This window comes from Citrobacter sp. wls710, assembly GCF_005281115.1.
GTDB classification, from domain to species: domain Bacteria; phylum Pseudomonadota; class Gammaproteobacteria; order Enterobacterales; family Enterobacteriaceae; genus Citrobacter; species Citrobacter werkmanii.
The window spans coordinates 109,488-131,293 of sequence record NZ_SZXD01000003.1 but is presented as its reverse complement, the minus strand read 5'-3'; the positions used below and the strand labels follow the sequence as shown (position 1 = coordinate 131,293).

23 protein-coding genes are annotated in these 21,806 nt (G+C 52.6%); 12 read left to right on the top strand and 11 right to left on the bottom strand.

The window, feature by feature from the left end:
• Positions 1–14: 14 nt before the first annotated feature.
• Complete coding sequence (fadR, locus tag FDX14_RS01700; RefSeq protein WP_137348914.1) at positions 15–716, bottom strand: fatty acid metabolism transcriptional regulator FadR; 702 nt, start codon at positions 714–716, stop codon at positions 15–17.
• A gap of 236 nt (positions 717–952) precedes the next feature.
• On the opposite strand from fadR, the gene nhaB reads away from it, so the two are divergent.
• From nhaB to FDX14_RS01685, 3 genes are all read left to right on the top strand, one after another.
• Positions 953–2,497 carry a Na(+)/H(+) antiporter NhaB gene (gene nhaB, locus FDX14_RS01695; protein WP_042307887.1) on the top strand — a complete coding sequence of 515 codons (1,545 nt, stop codon included), beginning with the start codon at positions 953–955 and terminating at the stop codon, positions 2,495–2,497.
• A gap of 141 nt (positions 2,498–2,638) precedes the next feature.
• Positions 2,639–3,169, top strand: a complete 531-nt coding sequence (dsbB, locus tag FDX14_RS01690) for a disulfide bond formation protein DsbB (RefSeq protein WP_137348913.1) — start codon at positions 2,639–2,641, stop codon at positions 3,167–3,169.
• Positions 3,170–3,279: 110 nt separating this feature from the next.
• Complete coding sequence (locus tag FDX14_RS01685; protein WP_042307882.1) at positions 3,280–3,621, top strand: TehB family protein; 342 nt, start codon at positions 3,280–3,282, stop codon at positions 3,619–3,621.
• 29 nt (positions 3,622–3,650) lie between these two features.
• On the opposite strand, the gene ycgN is transcribed toward FDX14_RS01685, so the two are convergent.
• The 3 genes from ycgN to FDX14_RS01670 all read right to left on the bottom strand — a co-directional run bounded on the left by ycgN (position 3,651) and on the right by FDX14_RS01670 (position 5,212).
• A complete protein-coding gene (gene ycgN, locus FDX14_RS01680) occupies positions 3,651–4,097 on the bottom strand; it encodes a cysteine cluster protein YcgN (RefSeq protein ID WP_003020944.1) in 447 nt (148 codons plus the stop codon).
• A 92-nt stretch (positions 4,098–4,189) separates the two neighbouring features.
• On the bottom strand, positions 4,190–4,849 hold the full coding sequence (locus tag FDX14_RS01675) for a fumarylacetoacetate hydrolase family protein (protein ID WP_079223769.1): 660 nt from the start codon (positions 4,847–4,849) through the stop codon (positions 4,190–4,192).
• A gap of 69 nt (positions 4,850–4,918) precedes the next feature.
• Positions 4,919–5,212: a YcgL domain-containing protein gene (locus FDX14_RS01670; RefSeq protein WP_006684203.1), complete on the bottom strand. Its 294-nt coding sequence runs from the start codon at positions 5,210–5,212 to the stop codon at positions 4,919–4,921.
• A gap of 126 nt (positions 5,213–5,338) precedes the next feature.
• Between FDX14_RS01670 and minC the strand changes: the two genes are divergently transcribed.
• From minC to minE, 3 genes are read left to right on the top strand one after another with little or no spacing between them, the layout of a single operon-like run.
• A complete protein-coding gene (gene minC / locus FDX14_RS01665) occupies positions 5,339–6,046 on the top strand; it encodes a septum site-determining protein MinC (RefSeq protein WP_042307878.1) in 708 nt (235 codons plus the stop codon).
• Between the two features lie 23 nt (positions 6,047–6,069).
• Positions 6,070–6,882: a septum site-determining protein MinD gene (gene minD / locus FDX14_RS01660; RefSeq protein WP_042307876.1), complete on the top strand. Its 813-nt coding sequence runs from the start codon at positions 6,070–6,072 to the stop codon at positions 6,880–6,882.
• Between the two features lie 3 nt (positions 6,883–6,885).
• Entirely contained in the window at positions 6,886–7,152 is a 267-nt protein-coding gene (gene minE, locus FDX14_RS01655) for a cell division topological specificity factor MinE (RefSeq protein ID WP_003833739.1), read from the top strand.
• An 86-nt stretch (positions 7,153–7,238) separates the two neighbouring features.
• On the opposite strand, the gene FDX14_RS01650 is transcribed toward minE, so the two are convergent.
• Positions 7,239–8,156, bottom strand: coding sequence for a LysR family transcriptional regulator (locus tag FDX14_RS01650; RefSeq protein WP_137348912.1), 918 nt, complete (start codon positions 8,154–8,156; stop codon positions 7,239–7,241).
• Positions 8,157–8,259: 103 nt separating this feature from the next.
• Here FDX14_RS01650 and FDX14_RS01645 point away from each other — a divergent pair, with 103 nt between their 5' ends.
• The gene (locus FDX14_RS01645) at positions 8,260–9,345 is read left to right on the top strand and encodes a tartrate dehydrogenase (RefSeq protein WP_137348911.1); all 1,086 of its coding nucleotides are present in this window, start codon (positions 8,260–8,262) and stop codon (positions 9,343–9,345) included.
• A gap of 48 nt (positions 9,346–9,393) precedes the next feature.
• Here FDX14_RS01645 and rnd read toward each other — a convergent pair whose 3' ends face one another.
• The 5 genes from rnd to yoaA form a co-directional block, all read right to left on the bottom strand.
• Positions 9,394–10,509 (bottom strand): ribonuclease D, encoded by a 1,116-nt coding sequence (gene rnd / locus FDX14_RS01640; RefSeq protein WP_137348910.1) that lies wholly within the window; start codon positions 10,507–10,509, stop codon positions 9,394–9,396.
• Between the two features lie 84 nt (positions 10,510–10,593).
• Positions 10,594–12,279: a long-chain-fatty-acid--CoA ligase FadD gene (gene fadD, locus FDX14_RS01635; RefSeq protein ID WP_123261005.1), complete on the bottom strand. Its 1,686-nt coding sequence runs from the start codon at positions 12,277–12,279 to the stop codon at positions 10,594–10,596.
• Positions 12,280–12,483: 204 nt separating this feature from the next.
• A complete protein-coding gene (locus FDX14_RS01630; RefSeq protein ID WP_042307869.1) occupies positions 12,484–13,068 on the bottom strand; it encodes a Slp family lipoprotein in 585 nt (194 codons plus the stop codon).
• A gap of 94 nt (positions 13,069–13,162) precedes the next feature.
• Positions 13,163–13,858 carry a tRNA (adenosine(37)-N6)-threonylcarbamoyltransferase complex dimerization subunit type 1 TsaB gene (tsaB, locus tag FDX14_RS01625; RefSeq protein WP_137348909.1) on the bottom strand — a complete coding sequence of 232 codons (696 nt, stop codon included), beginning with the start codon at positions 13,856–13,858 and terminating at the stop codon, positions 13,163–13,165.
• Between the two features lie 58 nt (positions 13,859–13,916).
• The gene (gene yoaA, locus FDX14_RS01620; RefSeq protein WP_061381170.1) at positions 13,917–15,827 is read right to left on the bottom strand and encodes a DNA repair helicase YoaA; all 1,911 of its coding nucleotides are present in this window, start codon (positions 15,825–15,827) and stop codon (positions 13,917–13,919) included.
• 140 nt (positions 15,828–15,967) lie between these two features.
• Between yoaA and FDX14_RS01615 the strand changes: the two genes are divergently transcribed.
• A complete protein-coding gene (locus FDX14_RS01615; protein WP_137348908.1) occupies positions 15,968–16,312 on the top strand; it encodes a RidA family protein in 345 nt (114 codons plus the stop codon).
• 6 nt (positions 16,313–16,318) lie between these two features.
• Here the strand turns inward: FDX14_RS01615 and FDX14_RS01610 are convergent, their stop codons facing one another.
• Positions 16,319–16,498 carry a YoaH family protein gene (locus FDX14_RS01610; protein ID WP_003020986.1) on the bottom strand — a complete coding sequence of 60 codons (180 nt, stop codon included), beginning with the start codon at positions 16,496–16,498 and terminating at the stop codon, positions 16,319–16,321.
• Positions 16,499–16,581: 83 nt separating this feature from the next.
• On the opposite strand from FDX14_RS01610, the gene pabB reads away from it, so the two are divergent.
• The 4 genes from pabB to pdeD all read left to right on the top strand — a co-directional run bounded on the left by pabB (position 16,582) and on the right by pdeD (position 21,805).
• Positions 16,582–17,943 (top strand): aminodeoxychorismate synthase component 1, encoded by a 1,362-nt coding sequence (gene pabB, locus FDX14_RS01605; RefSeq protein WP_170973567.1) that lies wholly within the window; start codon positions 16,582–16,584, stop codon positions 17,941–17,943.
• 3 nt (positions 17,944–17,946) lie between these two features.
• The gene (locus FDX14_RS01600; RefSeq protein ID WP_038641269.1) at positions 17,947–18,525 is read left to right on the top strand and encodes a CoA pyrophosphatase; all 579 of its coding nucleotides are present in this window, start codon (positions 17,947–17,949) and stop codon (positions 18,523–18,525) included.
• 183 nt (positions 18,526–18,708) lie between these two features.
• Entirely contained in the window at positions 18,709–20,073 is a 1,365-nt protein-coding gene (gene sdaA / locus FDX14_RS01595; RefSeq protein ID WP_042307858.1) for an L-serine ammonia-lyase, read from the top strand.
• 130 nt (positions 20,074–20,203) lie between these two features.
• Positions 20,204–21,805, top strand: a complete 1,602-nt coding sequence (pdeD, locus tag FDX14_RS01590; RefSeq protein WP_061381168.1) for a cyclic di-3',5'-guanosine monophosphate phosphodiesterase PdeD — start codon at positions 20,204–20,206, stop codon at positions 21,803–21,805.
• The last annotated feature ends 1 nt before the right edge of the window (position 21,806 follow it).

Genomic DNA, 21,806 nt, shown 5'->3' with positions numbered 1-21,806 from the left:
GGTTGTCTGGTGATTCAGGGGGCCAGTCTATTCTTCTGCATGCGATGCCAAATCTCGCCGCTATCGTGACCGTAGCGGCGCACCGTTTCATAAACCTGCTCATGAGCACCCTGCTCGCACAGTTCTGACAGCTTACGATAGAAGCTCAGCGCCAGACCACGCGCTTCTGGATTGGCAAAATAATGACGACCAATGCGGGTATATAACCCTTTCATTCCGTTGAGGATCAGACCGTAAATCGGATTACCGGACGCAAATGCCAGACCGCGGAAAATGTTGTAGTCCAGATCGGCGAACGCATCAGCATGGTCAGCTACCTGATTAGCTGTCGCCAACACCTCTTGCGCTTTATCAGGATGCTGGCGAAACGCGGTGCGGATAAAGATGGTTGAAATGTTGGTGCGCACAGACAGCAGATTATCGATCAACTGCGGTACGCTCTCGTGATCGAGGCGCGCCAGCGTTTCAAGAATATTCAACCCGGAGGTTTCCCAGAAGTTATTCACCTTCGTCGGTTTGCCGTGTTGAATGGTCAACCAGCCGTCCCGCGCCAGACGCTGTAATACTTCGCGCAACGTAGTACGTGTCACTCCGATCAGTTCAGAGAGTTCACGTTCAGCGGGCAAAATAGTGCCAGGTGGGAAGCGGTTATTCCAGATACTCTCAATGATGTACTCTTCCGCGAACCCCGCCGGGCTTTGCGCCTTAATGACCATAGTAATAATTCCATTACACAGCAAAACATAGTTACAGTTATCATACCAGACGGGTTTCATAGCTGATAGCTGACGAAATGAAGAAAAAGTGGATCAAGGCTTCATTTTACAGATAACGCTGATGCACACTCCCCCTTGCCATTCACGTGAAGAGCTTGCCTGTGCTCCCTCCTCCCGCTAAGCTTTGCGGTCAAACATAACAACATGATTTCATTTTTAAAGGTAGGGAAATCACCATGGAGCTATCATGGGGCCGCGCTATGTGGCGCAATTTTTTAGGCCAGTCGCCAGACTGGTACAAACTTGCACTGCTCGTCTTCTTAGTCGTTAACCCGATTATCTTTTTCATCAATCCCTTTATTGCTGGCTGGCTGTTGGTGGCCGAGTTCATTTTTACGCTGGCGATGGCACTCAAGTGTTATCCGTTGCTGCCGGGTGGGCTGTTAGCCATCGAAGCCGTCATCATTGGCATGACCAGCGCCGCGCATGTGCGCGAAGAAGTTGCCGCCAACCTTGAGGTGTTATTGCTGCTGATGTTTATGGTGGCAGGCATCTACTTTATGAAGCAGCTGCTGTTGTTTATTTTCACCCGTCTTCTGCTCAGCATTCGTTCCAAGTCACTGCTGTCGCTCTCCTTTTGTATTGCTGCCGCTTTCCTCTCCGCGTTCCTTGACGCGTTGACCGTCGTTGCCGTGGTGATAAGCGTAGCGGTCGGTTTTTATGGCATCTACCATCGCGTGGCCTCCTCCCGCGGGGAAGATAACAATATGCTCGATGACAGCCATATCGATCAGCACAATAAGGTCGTTCTGGAGCAGTTCCGTGGTTTTCTGCGTAGTCTGATGATGCACGCAGGCGTCGGTACGGCGTTAGGCGGCGTAATGACCATGGTTGGCGAACCGCAAAACCTGATTATCGCTAAAGCAGCTGGCTGGCACTTTGGCGACTTCTTCCTGCGCATGTCGCCAGTCACCGTTCCGGTACTGATTTGCGGTCTGCTAACCTGCGTGCTGGTCGAGAAGTTACGTTGGTTTGGCTATGGCGAAACGCTGCCGGAGACCGTCCGCGATGTCCTGCAAAAATTTGACGATCAGAGCCGTCAGCAGAGAACCCGCCAGGACAAGATCAAACTGATTATCCAGGCGATTATCGGCGTCTGGCTGGTGGTCGCCCTGGCACTGCATCTGGCGGAAGTGGGATTAATTGGTCTGTCAGTGATTATTCTGGCAACATCGTTAACCGGCGTTACCGACGAACATGCTATTGGCAAAGCCTTTACCGAGTCGCTGCCCTTCACCGCCCTGCTGACCGTGTTCTTCTCTGTTGTTGCGGTGATCATCGATCAGCAGCTCTTTTCTCCGATTATTCAGTTCGTTTTACAAGCCTCTGAGCACGCGCAATTAACGCTGTTCTATCTGTTTAACGGTCTGCTGTCGTCTATTTCTGATAACGTTTTTGTCGGCACTATCTACATCAACGAAGCCAAAGCAGCCCTGGAGCATGGGACCATCAGCCTTAATCAGTATGAACTGTTAGCGGTGGCGATTAACACCGGGACCAACCTGCCTTCCGTGGCCACGCCAAACGGTCAGGCGGCGTTCCTGTTTCTGCTGACTTCCGCCCTGGCACCGTTGATTCGCCTCTCTTATGGTCGCATGGTATGGATGGCTCTGCCTTATACCCTTGTCCTGACGCTCGTCGGGTTGCTTTGCGTGGAGTTCACGCTTGTACCAATGACTGAATGGATGACCCAGTCGGGCTGGTTAGCTACACTTTCATAACAATTAGCCGGGCAAATCACTGCCCGGTTTGACTTTTTGCATGATAATTATCCGATTACGCAAATTTTCAATTCCCGCTAGTGGCGCATAAAGTGAATTGGTTTAAACTGCGGTCTCTACGCATGTTGCAGGGAAATTATTATGTTGCGATTTTTAAACCAGTGTTCCCGTGGTCGTGGAGCATGGTTATTGTTGGCGTTTACCGCCTTTGCGCTGGAACTCGTCGCGCTATGGTTCCAGCACGTCATGCTGCTAAAACCTTGCGTGTTGTGTATTTACGAACGTAGCGCATTATTTGGCGTAATGGGTGCGGGACTGGTGGGAGCTGTCGCGCCAAAAACACCGCTGCGCTATGTGGCGATGGTTATCTGGATTTACAGTGCCTGGCGCGGTCTTCAGTTAGCATATGAGCACACCATGATTCAGCTTCACCCGTCACCATTTATGACCTGTGATTTTGCCGCGCGCTTCCCGAGCTGGTTACCGCTGGATAAATGGCTGCCGCAGGTGTTTGTGGCGTCCGGCGACTGCGCTGAGCGTCAGTGGTCGTTTTTAACCCTCGAAATGCCGCAGTGGCTGCTAGGGATCTTCGCCGCATATCTTGTTGTGGCAATACTGGTCGTCATAGCACAACCGTTCAAACCGAAAAAACGTGACCTTTTCGGTCGCTAACAGAGACGCTCCTCCGGGAGCGTTTTTTTTGCCTTAAATCCATTGCCTGCTGGCATCTATAAGATGTATATTAAATACATCTTATAGATGCCACATGAAGGAGATGTCTTATGTCCCATTTACGCATCCCGGCAAACTGGAAAGTTAAACGCTCTACTCCCTTCTTCACGAAAGACAATGTCCCTGCGGCACTGCTCTCCCACCACAACACCGCTGCGGGCGTGTTTGGACAGCTCTGTGTGATGGAAGGAACGGTAACGTATTATGGCTTTGCCAATGAAGACGCAAAAGAGCCCGAAGTGAAGGTAGTGATTAATGCCGGTCAGTTCGCGACCAGCCCACCACAGTACTGGCATCGCGTTGAATTAAGCGACGATGCGCAGTTCAACATCAATTTTTGGGTTGAAGACGACAACCATGGAGATGAGATGTATCAGGCGAAAAAGGCTTAACCCTTAACACCTGCTAATCGATGGGCGGCTCAGTCCGCCCATGAAGGTTTGTTCAAAATATGATCCTGCCAGTCACGCACTTCTGATTCTTTCACCGCTATATGACGTACCGAAATACGTTCGCCATGCATTGCCGCTTTCGACCCGGTCAGCAACGGATGCCATTCTGGCAACCCTTTTCCTTCCGCCAGCAGACGATAGGCGCAGGTCATCGGCAACCATTCAAAGGTAGGCAGATTATCACGCGTGAGCTTGATGCAGTCCGGCTCGTATTCGAACCGACGTTCGTAGTTACGGCACTGACAGGTTTTAATATTGAGCTGTTTACAGGCGACGTTGGTAAAATAGATTTCGTCGGTGTCTTCATCCATCAGCTTATGCAGGCAGCATTGACCACACCCATCACATAATGACTCCCACTCGGCATCGGTCATTTCATCAAGGGTTTTACTTTGCCAGAAAGGTATGTCGCTCATCAGGGTATCCGCTATCGTAATAAAGCTGCACCTTATAACCAGTCTGGCACGCTGATGCAAGTTTTGCCGCCCAAAAAGGCGGCAAGCAGAGATTACAGCACGCGGGTGGTCAGAGTTTGTCCGTGGAAACTGATAGCCAGTTCATCACCACTGCTTAACGGCCCAACGCCTGCTGGCGTACCCGTCAGCACAACATCGCCCGCTTTGAGCGTAAAGAAACGGCTCATATAGGCAATCAAAGGAACAATGGGATGGATCATATCTGCCGTCGAGCCGTGCTGGCGCGTTTCGCCGTTTACCGTCAGGCCGAGCATCGTATCCTGCGGATCACCATCAAATTCTGCCACAGGGATAAATCCTGACAGCGGACAAGAGTTATCAAAACCCTTGGCTTTTTCCCACGGCTGCCCGGCTTTCTTCATTTTCCCCTGAATATCGCGCAGAGTCAGATCCAGCGCTACGCCATAGCCAGCAATGGCTTTACGCACATGTTCTTCGGTCGCCTGACGCAAGGTCGCGCTAATCAGTACGGCCAGCTCAACCTCATGGTGAACCGCCCCCATATCGGATGGGATCACCAGCGGTTGACGCAAATCACACAGCGCAGTTTCCGGTTTGATAAACAGTACCGGCTCTTCTGGGGTGGTTCCCCCCATCTCTTTTATATGGTTGGCATAGTTACTGCCTACACAAACCACCTTACTCACCGGATAATCCAGCAGAGCACCATGCCAGTTGTGATGTTGATACATTACTTTCCCCTAACGTAGTCATAGATTTCAGGTACTGCATCGATGGAACGTGCTGCTGCCGGATGCAGTTTAACGTTTAGCGTCTGATGTATTTTGTTTGGCCGCAGCCAGATGCTGTTTGAGTAAATCTTCTGGCGGTGGCGGTATTTGTAAATAATAGCCCTGCTCGGTTAGCGCCTGTTTTACTTTTTCAAGATCGGCATTAACCAGTTTTTTTCGACCATCAAGTGGCAGCATCATCGCCAGCGTTGGCTGCCCAAATCCTTTCATCAGTTCTTCAGGAACTCGCGAGAAATCGTCTTTTTTTTCGACATATAAATAAGTCTGGTCACGTTTGCTGCTTCGGTAGATCACACAAAACATATCTTTTACTCTGAATTCACGGAATGGTGGCTTGCCTCAATATAATACTGACTATAACATGCCTTATAGTCTTCGGAATATCACCCCGCGCTGGGGATGATAAATAGCAAATTGAGTAAGGCCAGGATGTCAAACACGCCAATCGAGCTTAAAGGCAGTAGCTTCACCTTATCAGTGGTTCATTTACATGAAGCAGAACCCGAGGTTATTCGTCAGGCGTTGGAAGACAAAATCGCGCAGGCACCTGCATTTTTAAAACATGCTCCCGTGGTGATTAACGTGAGTGGTCTCGAAAGCCCGGTAAACTGGTCGGCGCTGCAGGAAGTTGTCGCGTCTACCGGCTTGCGCATTATCGGCGTTAGCGGATGCAAAGACGCCCGATTAAAGGCTGAAATTGACGAAATGGGACTTCCTTTACTGACTGAAGGTAAAGAAAAAGCTCTTCGTCCCGCGCCTGTTGAGGCTCCCGTTCCCGTCCCGCCGCCGCAAAACGTTACTCCCGTCACAAAAACACGATTAATAAATGTACCGGTTCGTTCCGGTCAGCGCATTTATGCTCCACAATGTGATCTGATTGTTACAAGCCACGTCAGTGCGGGCGCAGAGCTTATCGCTGATGGCAATATTCATGTTTATGGGATGATGAGAGGCCGTGCGCTGGCAGGGGCAAGCGGTGACCGGGAAGCGCAAATTTTTTGTACCCATCTGACGGCAGAACTGGTGTCTATCGCAGGTGTTTATTGGCTGAGTGATAAAATCCCAGCAGAATTTTATGGCAAAGCGGCTCGTCTGCAATTAGCAGAGAACGCTTTGACAGTTCAACCGTTGAATTGATCCCTTTTTAACAAGGAATTTCTATGGCACGCATTATTGTTGTTACTTCGGGTAAAGGGGGCGTTGGCAAAACCACCTCCAGCGCGGCCATCGCTACAGGTTTGGCCCAGAAGGGAAAGAAAACTGTCGTTATTGATTTTGATATCGGCCTGCGTAACCTTGATCTGATTATGGGTTGTGAACGCCGCGTCGTTTACGACTTCGTCAATGTTATTCAGGGCGATGCGTCGTTAAATCAGGCGTTAATCAAAGATAAGCGTACCGAGAATCTCTTTATTCTTCCGGCCTCACAGACCCGCGATAAAGACGCGCTGACCCGTGAAGGAGTCGCAAAAGTTCTGGACGATCTGAAAGCGATGGACTTTGACTTCATCGTCTGCGATTCCCCGGCGGGTATTGAAACCGGCGCGCTGATGGCCCTGTATTTTGCCGATGAAGCCATTATCACCACTAACCCGGAAGTCTCTTCTGTACGTGACTCTGACCGTATTCTGGGTATTCTGGCGTCGAAATCCCGTCGCGCAGAAAACAGTGAAGAGCCGATTAAAGAACATCTGTTGCTTACGCGCTACAACCCTGGCCGCGTAAATAAAGGTGACATGCTGAGCATGGAAGACGTACTGGAAATTCTGCGAATCAAGCTGGTTGGCGTGATTCCTGAAGATCAGTCAGTCCTGCGCGCGTCTAACCAGGGTGAGCCGGTTATTCTCGACATCAATGCTGATGCCGGTAAAGCCTATGCTGATACCGTAGACCGTCTGTTGGGAGAAGAACGTCCTTTCCGCTTCATTGAAGAAGAGAAGAAAGGTTTCCTCAAACGCCTGTTCGGAGGATAAGTTATGGCATTACTGGATTTTTTTCTCTCGCGGAAAAAGAGCACAGCAAACATCGCTAAAGAGCGACTGCAGATTATTGTTGCGGAACGCCGTCGTAGTGACGCCGAGCCGCATTATTTACCGCAGCTGAGGAAGGATATTCTCGACGTTATCTGCAAGTATGTACAAATCGATCCAGAAATGGTCACCGTACAGCTTGAACAAAAAGACGGCGATATTTCGATCCTTGAACTCAACGTGACATTACCGGAAGCAGAAGAGTCTAAATAACCTTTTGTGTAACTGCGTCATGATTGCAAAAAAGGCAGAGTATTCTGCCTTTTTTAATTTCAGTCCTTTGCCAACCTGCAACACATTTATTCCAAAGTAAACTTCGGGTAGTTTTCGGCAAAATAGCGACGCAAATACTCAACGGTAATACGGATTTTTGCCGACGTCGCCAGTCGGGAGACATAAACCGCCCAAATATTTGCTGGTTGATAATACTCAGGCAATATGTGTATCAGATGTCCGCTGGCAATGTTGTTACAGACATCCCACCACGAACGCAGAGCAATTCCCTGGCCGTCAAGACACCATTGATGCACCACTTCGCCATGATTAGATGACAGAGGTCCCGTGACTTTGATTGAGTGAGTCCCCTCTTTATTGCGCATTTGCCAGATACCAAACGGATGGTCACGCTCTTTAATGACCAGACAGGGAAAAGTAGAGAGATCGTTCAGTTGCTTCGGCATTCCATGCTGCGCCACAAACTCCGGCGAGGCGCAAAGAATGCGATAGTTTGTCGCCAGTTTACGGGCAATCAGATTAGGTGCGATATCATCCCCGATACGAATATCGAGATCGACGCCCTCATTCACCAGATCCACCAGACGGTCTTCAACATCGAACCTCAGCTCCAGCTGTGGGTACTCTTTCGCCAGCGCAGACAACGCAGGAGCCACCACCCGGCGGCCAAAACCAAAGCTACTGATAATACGTAACATCCCTTGCGGGATCTGCCTGACATCGGACAGCTCATCCATCATCTGATCGACATCATGCAGGATCCGTTGCGCCCATTCGTATATCCGCTCTCCCTCTTCCGTGATGGTCACCCGCCGCGTTGTCCGGTGTAACAGCACCACGTTCAGCGTCAGCTCCAGCATCGCTACACGCTTACTGATATAAGCCGGTGATACACCCAACTCTTCGGCGACGGCAGCAAAACCCGCGCGGCGCGCAACCAGCATAAAGACGCGCAAATCATTTAACAGCGGCAGATTATTCATGATCTGTGTTTTATGTTTCACCAGTTAGGGGGATTAACTATCGTTCAGTCAATTATAGGATGAGGGGAAAGTCAATTTTGATGGCGTACAAGTGAGAGCTGCTATGAAGAAAACCTGTCGTATTGCCGCTGTCCCCGGAGATGGCATTGGTAAAGAAGTCCTGCCTGAAGGCATTCATGTGTTACAGGCAGCCGCCGAACGCTGGGGTTTGTCGCTCAGCTTTGAACAAATGGAATGGGCCAGTTGCGAATACTATGCACATCACGGCAAGATGATGCCGGATGACTGGCGTGAACAGTTGCAATCCTTCGATGCTATCTATTTTGGTGCCGTGGGCTGGCCGGACACCGTCCCGGACCACATCTCACTCTGGGGTTCACTGCTTAAGTTTCGCCGTGAATTCGATCAGTACGTTAACCTGCGCCCGGTGCGGCTGTTCCCCGGCGTCCCTTGTCCGCTGGCAGGCAAAAAGCCGGGCGACATTGATTTCTACGTCGTGCGTGAGAACACCGAGGGGGAGTACTCTTCCCTCGGCGGACGCGTGAGCGAAGGTACCGAACACGAGATGGTGATCCAGGAGTCGGTCTTCACTCGTCGTGGTGTCGACCGTATACTGCGTTACGCCTTTGAACTGGCGCAAAGCCGCCCGCGCAAAACGCTAACTTCAGCGACTAAATCAAACGGTCTTGCCATCAGCATGCCCTACTGGGACGAGCGTGTCGAAGCGATGGCGGCTAACTATCCCGAGATCCGCTGGGATAAACAGCATATTGATATTCTCTGTGCTCGCTTTGTGATGCAGCCGGAACGTTTTGACGTCGTAGTTGCTTCCAATCTGTTTGGCGATATTCTCTCCGATCTCGGTCCGGCATGTACCGGTACAATTGGCATTGCGCCATCTGCCAACTTAAACCCGGAACGCACCTTCCCGTCACTGTTCGAGCCGGTACATGGTTCAGCCCCTGATATCTACGGTAAAAATATCGCCAACCCAATCGCGACAATCTGGGCTGGCGCGATGATGCTCGACTTTCTTGGCAACGGTGATGCCAACTATAAGGCCGCCCACGACGGCATTCTGGCGGCAATTGAGCAAGTTATTGCCAGCGGTCCGAAAACGCCAGATATGAAAGGTAACGCCACCACACAGCAGGTTGGCGAGGCCATTAGTCGGGCACTGCGCGGTTAACCTCCGTGCCATTAAAAACGGGAGCACCTGGCTCCCGTTTTAGCTTGCTTACTGCGGATACTCCAACAGCAGCGCGTTGAGACGCTCAGCCATCAGTTTGCCACGCCAGCCGGAAATCAGCTCAGGCAGGGATTGCTGCGGCTTTAATTTCCAGTGCCAGTTGAGCAACTGGTTGATCTGGCGGCGTGAAGCCAGCAGTTCGATGCTGAGATTTTGCTCCGCACTGACTTCGGCAACCAGCGCCTTAATGGCTTTGAACGCCTTGCGGTAGCCTGGCATATCCATCAAATTCAGTAGCGGTTGCGGCAGCGACGCTTCCGGTAAAGCCTGTGCTTTCTCGACAAGAGAAATCAGCGTCTTGCCGTGGAAGCGAATTTCGCTGCCCGAAAGACCCAGGCTGTCCAGTTCGCCCAGACTGCCCGGCATATAACGCGCCACCGCCCATAAGTGTTCTTCACGCACCACAAAGTTTACCGCCAGATCGCGCTCGCGCGCTTTACGCAGCCGCCAGTCGGCAAGCAGTTGCAGACAGGCCAACTGACGGGTACGCAGTTGCCAGGCGTTGGTGATCTCGCGCCAGGCATCCTCGGGTGCCAGAATCTCCTGGCGACGCTGCTGCATTAAGCGACATTCGTCCAGCGCGGCGGGCAGCCAACCGCTGGCTTCGGTTTCAGCCATCAGCGTTGTGGTGATCGGTAACAGATACCAGACGTCAGCCGCCGCATATTCACACTGGCGCTCGGTCAGCGGCCTGGCCAGCCAGTCGGTACGGGATTCGCTTTTGTCCAGGGCTATGCCGGTAAACTCTTCCACCATCGCGGCAAACCCCCACGACAGCGGACGACCGCAAAAAGCGGCGAGGATTTGTGTGTCAATCAATGGCTGAGGGAGTTCCCCAAAGGCATTGAGAAACACCTCCAGATCTTCACTACCGGCATGCAGAAACTTGGTTATCGCCGTATCACGTAAAATATCGCGTAGTGGTGACCAGTCAGTGATCCCCTGTGGGTCAATCAGAGCAACGTGTTTGCCATCAAACAGCTGGATCAACCCCAACTGCGGATAATAGGTACGCGTGCGAACAAATTCGGTATCCAGGGCTATCGCCGGAAATTCACGGACGGCTTCGCACAGCGTGGCCAACGCGTCGTCCGTAGTGATCATTTGATAATTCAAATCGTGCTCTCTTAGGTTTACGCCAAAAAAAACGCCGGATTACCCGGCGTTTTCTGCTGGCTGACTTAACGCTCAGCCTTTATTGTCCACTTTGGCGCGTGCTTCGTCACGTAATTCTCGTCGCAAAATCTTACCAACGTTAGATTTTGGCAACTCATCACGAAACTCCACCAGCTTCGGTACTTTATAGCCCGTCAGATGGCGACGACAAAAAGTGACCAGCGCTTCTTCGGTTAATGAGGCATCTTTCTTCACCACGAAGATTTTTACCGCCTCACCGCTGCTGCCCGATGGAACGCCAACCGCAGCGACTTCCTGTACGCCAGAATGTTGCATCACCACGTCTTCAATTTCATTCGGATAAACGTTAAAGCCGGACACCAGGATCATATCTTTCTTACGATCGACAATCCGCAGGAAGCCTTCATCATCCATCACCGCAATATCGCCAGTGTGCAACCAGCCGTCTTTGACGATTTCATCGGTCGCATCCGGTCGCTGCCAGTAACCCAGCATCACCTGTGGGCCTTTCACGCACAGTTCGCCCGGCTCACCCGGCGGCACTTCGTTATCGTCGTCATCCACCAGCTTGACCTCAGTGGAAGGAACCGGTAAACCGATACTGCCGCTGTGATAGTCGATATCGTGAGGGTTAACACTCACCAGCGGGGCGCACTCCGTCAGGCCATAGCCTTCCAGCAGATACTGACCCGTCAGCTTCACCCAACGCTCGGCCACCGCCTGTTGAACCGGCATGCCGCCGCCTGCCGAAAGATGTAGCGAGGAGAAATCCAGTTGCTGGAACTCTTTGTTATTCAGCAGCGCGTTAAACAGCGTGTTGACGCCGGTCATCGCGGTGAAGGGGTATTTCGCCAGCTCTTTTACCAGTCCCGGAATATCACGCGGATTAGTAATCAGCAGGTTTTGACCACCCAGCTCAATAAACAGCAGGCAGTTCATTGTCAGCGCGAAAATGTGATACAGCGGTAAGGCCGTTACCACCAACTCTTTACCCGGATGCAGCAACGGTCCATAGGTGGCGTTAACCTGTTCAAGGTTAGCCAGCATGTTGCGGTGCGTGAGCATCGCGCCTTTCGCCACACCGGTTGTCCCGCCGGTATATTGCAGGAACGCCAGATCTTCCGACACCACTTCGGGCTTCACATACTGCATGCGATAACCGTTTTGCAGTGCACTGCGAAACGAGATGGCATCCGGCAGGTGATATTTTGGCACCAGGCGCTTAATGTACTTCACGACAAAGTTAACCAGCGTCCCTTTGGCGGTAGAAAGTTGATCGCCCATACGCGTCAGGATCACGTGTTGCACCGACGTTTTATCGACCACCTTCTCCAGCGTGTGAGCAAAGTTAGACACGATGACAATCGCCGACGCGCCGCTGTCATTGAGCTGGTGTTCCAGCTCGCGAGGCGTGTACAGGGGGTTCACGTTCACGACAATCATGCCGGCACGTAAAATCCCAAACAGGGCGACCGGATATTGCAGCAGGTTCGGCATCATCAGCGCGACGCGATCGCCCTTTTTCAGCCCGAGCCCTTGTTGCAAATAGGCCGCAAACGCCCGGCTGCGCTCTTCAAGCTTGCGGAAGGTCATCACCTCCCCCATGTTTACAAACGCGGGCTGATCGGCATAGCGCCTTACTGAGTGTTCAAAGAGTTCCACCAGGGATTGATAACGGTCAGGATTGATCTCCGCAGGGACACCAGCGGGATAACGGTTAAGCCAAACCTTTTTCAATACATCACCTCTAAAATGCATATTCGTCGTCATCACAACCCCAGGCAATAAACAAACTGTTAACATAATATTAACTCAGCGTACCAGTTTGTTTATTACACAACGACAAGGTTGCGAAGCACGTCACTATTTATTTTTCTTATATCCACGTTAATGCAGAAACAGCGGACGAGCCGCTGTTTCTTTTACTAATAAAACAAAGAGTTACTCGGTTACTATGGTCTGAACCTGTGCCGGGCCGGGATTGTACCATCCCCAGCCGCCGTAGCCACCGTAAGGCCAGCCACGCGCACCGTAGAACCAGGGGTCGATCGGCTGAGGCGGCATAATAATCTGCTGAGTAATATGCCAGCGTTTATAACCGGTTACCTGCATCAGCATGAATTTATACGGCGTACTGCCAATTTTTCCGTCCACTGTACCGCTAATCGGACCGACGACGGTAACCAGTTGACCCCGGAAATCCACCGGGTCGAGAAAGCCGTTTACATCAGCATAAATTCGCCCGCGAGAGGCTTCGCCCAGCACGGGTCGCGCACCGCTATCGAGAGGCACGGTGGCGATTTCCAGACGGGATTTCCCCTGCTGGTTCTGAATATCCACCACTTTGCCGCCGAAGCGCGCTTCCTGTCCGACATACAGCTGCGGCGCATTCATCACCCGCACCAGATCCTGCTGCGGCGTAGGGCTTGAGCCTTTGATCGCATCCGGGATGGTGACGCAGCCACTTAGCATTAACGCCAATACGCCCGCCAACACACCTTTCACTACCTGCTTTTGCACCGCCATATTGCGACTCCCTCTTCTTAGCGCCTGCCCCGGGAAACTCACAATGCGGGTCACTGACGACTGCGCGAATTAACCGGGGATGTACTACTAAGATTCATTCTTTACCGGGAAGTTTCTTCCACGCTACGGTGTTACGTAAATAAACCGGTTCAGCATGTTCAACCGCCACGGTCTTACCGGCAGCCAGCATTTGCGTGGCGACAGGCAGCATGTCTTCAGCCGCCGGCAGCAGAACACCGCCATCGCTCAGCGTCAGGCCACTGTCTTTACCGAGTTCAGGCCAGGCAGGCCAGCCCGTCCCGACAGTGACCCATTGGCCAGATAGTTGCAGCAAGCGTTCATGTACTTGTTCAGGCGTTAACACGGCTTCAGTTTCTTCACCGCGCCAGATGCCATTTTCATCACGCTGGTATTCGGCCCAGTAAACCTCGCCCATTCGCGCATCAATCGCCGCCAGTACGCGGGTGGCGCCAGACTTACGCCAGGCCCCCTGCGCCATGGTCGCCAGGGTGGAGACGCCGATCATCGGTAAATTCGCGCCTAGCGCCAACCCTTGAGCAATGCCAATTCCGATACGTACGCCGGTGAAACTGCCGGGACCGCGACCAAACGCCAGGGCATCGATATCGGATAAGGCTAATTCGCCAACGGACAGGATCTCCTGAACCATCGGTAAAATTCGTTGGGTATGTTCTCGTGGGCAAAGCTCGAAATGAGCCTTGATAGTACCGTCATTCCACAGGGCAACAGAGCACGCCTCTGTGGCGGTATCGATAGCCAGAATTCGCATGGGTGTTTGTGATCAGATCAATAAATTTGGCGCGCATCTTACCACACTCCGTAACAAATTACTCAGTCGATGGTATGGCAAGAAAACGAACCGCGCGCGCAATGTCACGCGTTCGTGGCGCAGGCGGAAGACTCGCCAGGAAGGTAGCACCATAGGGCCGCATCACCAGGCGGTTGTCGCAAATTACCAGCACACCGCGATCGTCTGCGTCACGAATCAGTCGCCCTACCCCCTGTTTCAGGGTGATCACCGCATCCGGGAGTTGAACCTCGTCGAAGGGATCGCCGCCACGCAGGCGACAGTCTTCCATCCGGGCTTTTAACAGCGGGTCATCCGGCGAAGTGAACGGCAGTTTATCGATAATCACCAGCGACAGCGTATCGCCACGCACGTCTACCCCCTCCCAGAAACTGCTGGTGGCAACCAGTAACGCATTCCCTGCGCTGACAAACTGCTGTAACAGTTGCCCTTTACTGGTTTCACCCTGCAACAGGACCGGCAGCGTCATGGTGGCGCGAAATTGTTCTGCCAGATCGCGCATCATCGCGTGTGAGGTACACAGCATAAAGCAGCGACCATTGTTTGCTTCGATAATGGGACGCAGCATAGACGCTAACTGGCGCGCGGCTCCCGGCTGGTTGGTTTGCGGAAGATTGCGCGGCACGCAGAGCAACGCCTGACGTGTGTAATCAAAAGGACTCGGCAACAGCATCGATTCGGCGTCATCTATACCCAGCCGCGCGGTGAAATGATGAAGATCATCGTTTACCGACAGCGTCGCGGAGGTAAAAATCCAGCAGCCCGGCTTTTGTTCCATCACTTCTTTGAATTTATCCGCCACGGTGAGCGGCGTCAGCGCAAGGGTGAAATGGCGGGAGGTGCATTCATACCAATAGCTGAAGCCTGGCTGGTTAATCTCTTTCAGGCGCTTCAAACGGGTGCGATAAAGCGTGGCGCGCTCAAACGCGGCATCCAACAACGCCGAACGCCCAAGAGACAGTTTCGCCACGTCGTAACACAGTTCCAGCGTGTCATCGAGCAGCAAAAACGCGCGCTGTACGCGCTGGTCAGCCAGCAGTTCGCGCAGATTGCCGCGATAGCCCGGCTCGCCAAGTTGCAGGCGGAAATCCTGGGCGCTTTGCGCCAGGCGGTCGGCGCATTTCTGCAACTGCTGAGTGTCTTTCAGCTCGGTGCGATAGGCAATGGTGATGTCTTTCGCCAGGTCTAACAGCTGACGACTGGAGAGCGATTGACCAAAATACTGGCTGGCGATATCCGGTAACTGATGCGCTTCATCGAAAATCATCACGTCAGCTTCGGGGATCAGTTCGCCAAACCCGCTCTCTTTCACCACCATATCAGCGAGAAACAGATGGTGATTGACCACTACCACATCTGCATCCATCGCTTTTTTACGCGCTTTGACGACAAAACACTCTTTGTACAGTGGGCAGTCGCTGCCCAGACAATTGTCGTTAGTGCTGGTTACCAGCGGCCAGGCTTGAGAATCTTCCGCCACGCTGACGCAGGTACTGATGTCGCCATCAAGGGTTTGATTTGACCAGGAGCGCAGCAGGATGACATCGCTTAGGGTTTGTACCGGCAGGTCGCCGCCCGCCAGGGCCTGCTGTTCAAGGCGTTCCAGACACAGATAGTTGGAGCGCCCTTTCAGCAGCGCCAGTTTGCCGGTAAATTCAAGCGCTTTAGCGACGGTCGGGAGATCGCGGCTGTAAAGCTGATCCTGCAACGCTTTTGAACCGGTAGAGACGATGACTTTCTTACCCGCACGCAGCGCAGGTGCAAGATAAGCGTAGGTTTTCCCCGTTCCGGTTCCGGCTTCGACAACAAGCGGCTGTGATTTTTCAATGGCATGGCTAACGGCGAAGGCCATCTGCCGCTGTGGTTCACGCGGTTTAAAACCCGGTATCGCTTTAGCCAACTGACCGTCTGCTGCAAAATCGTCCGTCACACTGCCCCCTGTTCATTTGAACAGGGATTATGTCAGGCCAGCGGGTCTTTCGCCAGTTGAAGAGGTGACGTAGGCGCAACATTATGGCAGTCTTGGCGCAACCTGAAGCCATTATGAAAAACGTAAATGAGGAATGATTTATGACGATTGTGCGCATTGATGCCGAAGCGCGTTGGTCCGACGTGGTTATCCATAACAACACGTTGTATTACACCGGTGTACCGGAAAACCTGGATGCAGACGCCTTTGAACAAACGGCGAATACGCTGGCGCAAATTGACGCAGTTCTGGAAAAACAGGGCAGCAACAAGTCACGTATTCTTGATGCCACCCTTTTTCTGGCTGACAAAAGTGACTTTGCCGCGATGAACAAAGCCTGGGACGCGTGGGTCGTTGCCGGTCATGCGCCGGTACGTTGTACGGTCCAGACCGGGTTGATGAACCCGAAATACAAAGTAGAGATCAAGATTATCGCTGCAGTTTAAGCAACGTTACTCGTCTTCATCTTCGAAACGCGCCACGATCCGCTCGCCGGTATGGCTGGCGCGTAACTCTTCAGCTACCAGAGCAATCGCTTGTCCGCTGCTCATCCCCTGCGACATCAGTTCCTGAATACGCTCGACCGCTTTTTGCTGCTGCTCATGACTGAGTGAAGGTAAACCTGCAAACATTGTTAACTCCTGCTAAATTGTCTGCGCTAATTATTTCATGCTACCGGGCAGTTAGCCAGTAGAGTAGCAACGAGTCAGGACTGATGAAGACGTTATCTCCCGCTGTAATCACTTTACCCTGGCGTCAGGACGCCGCTGAACGCTATTTTTCGACCTTAAGCCATCTCCCCTGGGCGATGCTGTTGCATTCGGGTCATGCTGACCATCCACATAACCGTTTTGATATTCTGGTGGCGGATCCCGTCGCCACGCTGGTTACGCGCGCTGAAGAGACCGTTGTCCATGACGGACACGCAACCGTACGCACGCTTGATGACCCAATGACGGTATTACATTCAGCGCTCAGCGCACGGGGGATTCAGCCGGGCAATCACCCCAATCTGCCGTTTCAGGGCGGCGCGTTAGGTCTGTTTGGCTACGATCTTGGCAGAAGATTTGAATCGCTGCCCACGATTGCCACGCGCGATATTGCCCTGCCGGATATGGCCGTCGGCATTTACGACTGGGCGCTGATTGTCGATCATCAGTTGCAAACCGTATCCCTGCTCAGCCATACCGATGTCGAGGCGCGGCGGAAGTGGCTCGACGCACAACAACCGCCAACGCGTGAACCGTTTGCCTTAACCTCTGCGTGGCAATCCAATATGAGTCGCGCGCAGTATGGCGAAAAATTCCGCCAGGTACAGCGCTATCTGCACAGCGGCGACTGTTATCAGGTCAATCTCGCCCAGCGTTTTCAGGCGCATTATCAGGGCGATGAGTGGCTGGCATTTGTACGACTTAATCACGCTAATCGTGCGCCGTTTAGTGCGTTCATTCGTCTTGAGGAAGGCGCAATCCTCAGCCTTTCACCCGAACGGTTTATTCTGTTGGAAAACCAGCACATCCAGACGCGTCCTATTAAAGGGACGCTGCCAAGACGTGAAGATGCTGATGCCGATCGTGAGCAGGCCCAACTGCTGGCGAATTCACCAAAGGATCGTGCGGAAAACCTGATGATCGTGGATTTAATGCGCAATGATATCGGTCGCGTTGCCGTGCCGGGGTCGGTACAGGTTCCGGAGCTGTTTGTGGTCGAGCCGTTCCCTGCCGTTCATCATTTAGTCAGCACCATTACCGCACGTCTGCCAGAATCTTTGCACGCCAGCGACCTGCTGCGCGCCGCCTTCCCCGGCGGCTCCATTACCGGCGCGCCGAAGGTACGGGCGATGGAAATTATAGATGAGCTGGAGCCGCACAGACGTAATGCCTGGTGTGGCAGCATTGGTTACCTGAGCTTTTGCGGCAATATGGACACCAGCATCACCATTCGCACGCTGACGGCCACAAACGGACACATTTATTGTTCCGCAGGTGGTGGCATTGTGGCGGACAGTCAGGAAGACGCGGAGTATCAGGAAACATTTGATAAAGTGAATCGTATTTTGCACCAACTGGAGAATTGACACGTGGAATACAGCAGCCTGACGCTTGATGATTTTTTATCGCGCTTCCAACTCCTGCGCCCGCAGGTCAATCATGCCGCGTTAAACCAGCGTCAGGCGGCCGTACTGATCCCAGTCGTCCGCCGACCACAGCCGGGTCTGCTGCTAACCCAGCGATCCGTTCATCTACGCAAACATGCCGGCCAGGTCGCCTTTCCCGGCGGCGCGGTGGACAGCACCGATGCCTCGTTGATCGCCGCCGCCCTTCGCGAGGCGCATGAAGAAGTGGCAATTCCGCCGTCATGCGTTGAGGTGATCGGCGTCCTGCCGCCGGTCGACAGCGTCACCGGTTTCCAGGTTACCCCGGTCGTCGGCATTATCCCGCCTAATCTGCCGTATCGCGCCAGTGAAGATGAGGTTTCCGCGGTGTTTGAAATGCCGCTGGCGCAGGCTCTGCATTTAGGGCGTTACCATCCGCTTGATATTTATCGCCGTGGTGATTCACACCGCGTTTGGCTTTCCTGGTATGAGCAATATTTCGTCTGGGGAATGACCGCCGGAATAATTCGTGAGCTGGCTCTGCAAATTGGCGTCAAGCCCTGACTATACTTATCTTTACGCACGCCATAGACAACTTGAAACTCAGGTCACAACATTAGTAAAACCGCGGTTATCTATTAGTTTAATTCATGTGAATAGTTAAGCCGATCGCCGCGTTCCCTCTTACACTATGCGCAGTTATAACATCGTTACTGGAAAGCCCAGTCGCCCTGTAGGAGTATTATCGTGATTAGTCTATTCGACATGTTTAAGGTGGGGATTGGTCCCTCATCTTCCCATACCGTAGGGCCTATGAAGGCGGGTAAACAGTTCGTCGATGACCTGGTCGAAAAAGGATTACTGGACAGCGTTACTCGTGTTGCCGTCGACGTGTATGGTTCACTGTCGCTCACGGGTAAAGGTCACCACACCGATATCGCCATTATTATGGGTCTGGCAGGCAACGAGCCTGCTACCGTAGACATTGACAGCATTCCCGGATTTATCCGCGACGTAGAAACGCGTGGACGCCTGCTGCTTGCGCAGGGTCAACACGAAGTGGATTTCCCGCAGAATGACGGAATGCGTTTTCACAACGGCAACCTGCCACTGCATGAAAACGGCATGCAGATCCATGCGTACAATGGCGAAACCGTCATTTATAGCAAAACCTACTACTCAATCGGCGGTGGATTCATCGTTGATGAAGAACATTTTGGTCAGGATACCGCGGGCGAGGTCAGCGTCCCTTATCCGTTCAAATCCGCGACCGAAATGCTGGAATACTGCAACAGCACCGGCCTGTCTCTCTCTGGCATGGCGATGCAGAACGAACTTGCTCTGCACAGCAAAAAAGAGATTGAAGAGTACTTTGGCCATGTCTGGCAAACCATGCAGGCCTGTATCGATCGTGGGATGAACACCGAAGGTGTGCTGCCAGGTCCGCTACGCGTTCCGCGTCGCGCCTCTGCCCTGCGTCGTATGTTGGTCTCCAGCGACAAGCTCTCGAACGATCCGATGAACGTAATCGACTGGGTGAACATGTTTGCGCTGGCTGTTAACGAAGAAAACGCCGCGGGTGGTCGCGTTGTCACTGCGCCAACTAACGGTGCCTGCGGTATCGTACCTGCGGTCCTTGCTTATTACGATCATTTCATTGAGTCCGTCAGCCCGGATATCTACACCCGCTATTTCCTGGCGGCCGGTGCAATTGGCGCGCTGTACAAAATGAACGCCTCAATCTCCGGTGCAGAAGTAGGTTGTCAGGGTGAAGTGGGCGTGGCCTGCTCCATGGCGGCTGCCGGTCTGGCTGAACTGCTGGGTGCAAGTCCTGAACAGGTGTGTGTTGCGGCAGAAATCGGTATGGAGCATAACCTCGGTTTAACCTGTGACCCGGTTGCCGGTCAGGTTCAGGTTCCGTGCATCGAACGTAACGCCATTGCTTCCGTGAAAGCGATTAACGCCGCACGTATGGCAATGCGCCGTACCAGTGCGCCACGCGTCTCGCTGGATAAAGTCATTGAGACCATGTACGAAACGGGTAAAGATATGAACGCCAAATACCGCGAAACGTCACGTGGTGGTCTGGCAATCAAAGTTCAATGTGACTAATACTTAATTTTCGCCCATCTGCGACGGATGGGCGAATTTATCTCCCCTTCCTCGTCTACTGTAATTTTCCCCACTACACTTGCTCTGTTGCTTTTGGCTTTTGTGACCAACGGCTTATCGGGCGGCCCGCATGCATACAGCACAACGGATCATTAAAAACTATCGCCGGAATCGCTTAATTGTTTGCACACTATGTGCCCTACTGACGCTTATCCTCACTTTAACGGCCCGATTTATTTCGGAGCGTAATTTAAATCATCGGAATACCGTAACCTTTGCCAACCACGCCGTTGAAGAGTTGGATCATGTACTTTTGCCCCTACAGACCGGACGCGATGTGCTGTTGCCATTGATTGGTCTCCCCTGCTCAGTTGCGCGTTTACCGCTGAGCAAGCATGCTGCCAGGCTGCAAACGGTACGCTCTATCAGCCTTATTCAAAGCGGGATTCTGTATTGCTCCAGCATTTTTGGTTATCGCAATGTGCCTGTTCGTCAACTGGAGCCTGAATTACCCAGCCGGGAGCCGCAGCTGCTGCTGTCTACCGACCATTCGCTAATTAAAGGCAGCCCGATTCTGGCGCAATGGTATCCATCCTCTGCCGATGGTGAAGATGGCGTGCTGGAGATCGTTAATATTGATTTATTGTCGTCGATGCTGCTTGAACCCCAACCGCCACAAATCACCCATGCCAGCTTAAGCGTCGGCAATCGCCATCTGCTCTACGGACAAGGTGTTGTCGATACGCTACCTGAGCTAAAGAATGAAAAACGCTACCAGCTTTCATCACAGCATTTCCCGTTTACTATCAGCGTTACCGGTCCGGGCGCCAGCGAACTGGCGATTAAGCATCTGCCAACACAGCTGCCGCTGGCGGTGATCCTCAGTCTGTTAATGGGGTACCTGGCGTGGCTGGCAACCGCCAACAGAATGAGTTTCTCCTGGGAGATTAATCTGGCCCTTGCCGCCCGAGAATTCGAGCTGTTCTGCCAGCCGCTGCTCAATGCGCAAACGCAGCAATGCATGGGGGTGGAAATCCTTTTACGCTGGAATAATCCGCGTCAGGGTTGGATCTCTCCCGAAGTGTTTATTCCCATCGCCGAGGAGCACAACCTGATCGTGCCCCTGACGCGTCATGTCATCGCAGAAACCATTCAGCAGCGACACGTCTTCCCCATGAGCAGTCAGTTTCATATCGGGATCAATGTCGCCGCCAGCCATTTTCGCCATGGCACGCTGTTAAAAGATCTCAACCAGTATTGGTTTAGCCAGCATCCCATTCAGCAGTTAGTCATCGAACTTACCGAGCGAGATGCGTTACTGGATGTGGATTATCGGATTGTACGCGAGCTAAATCGCCTTGGCGTAAAACTGGCGATTGACGATTTTGGCACCGGCAACAGCTCGCTCTCCTGGCTGGAAAAACTCCGCCCAGATGTACTGAAAATTGATAAATCATTTACTTCTGCGATCGGTACCGATGCCGTGAACTCAACCGTTACAGACATCATCATCGCGCTGGGAAAAAGACTGAATATAGAACTGGTGGCAGAAGGGGTTGAAACGCAGGCGCAGGCACAGCATTTGCGCCGGCACGGTGTACATTTATTGCAAGGTTTTCTGTATGCGAAGCCAATGCCGCTACGAGATTTTCCGAAATGGCTGGCGGGCAGCACCCCGCCGCCCGCCCGGCATAACGGGCGACATAGTATGCCCGTTATGCCGTTTCGCTAGC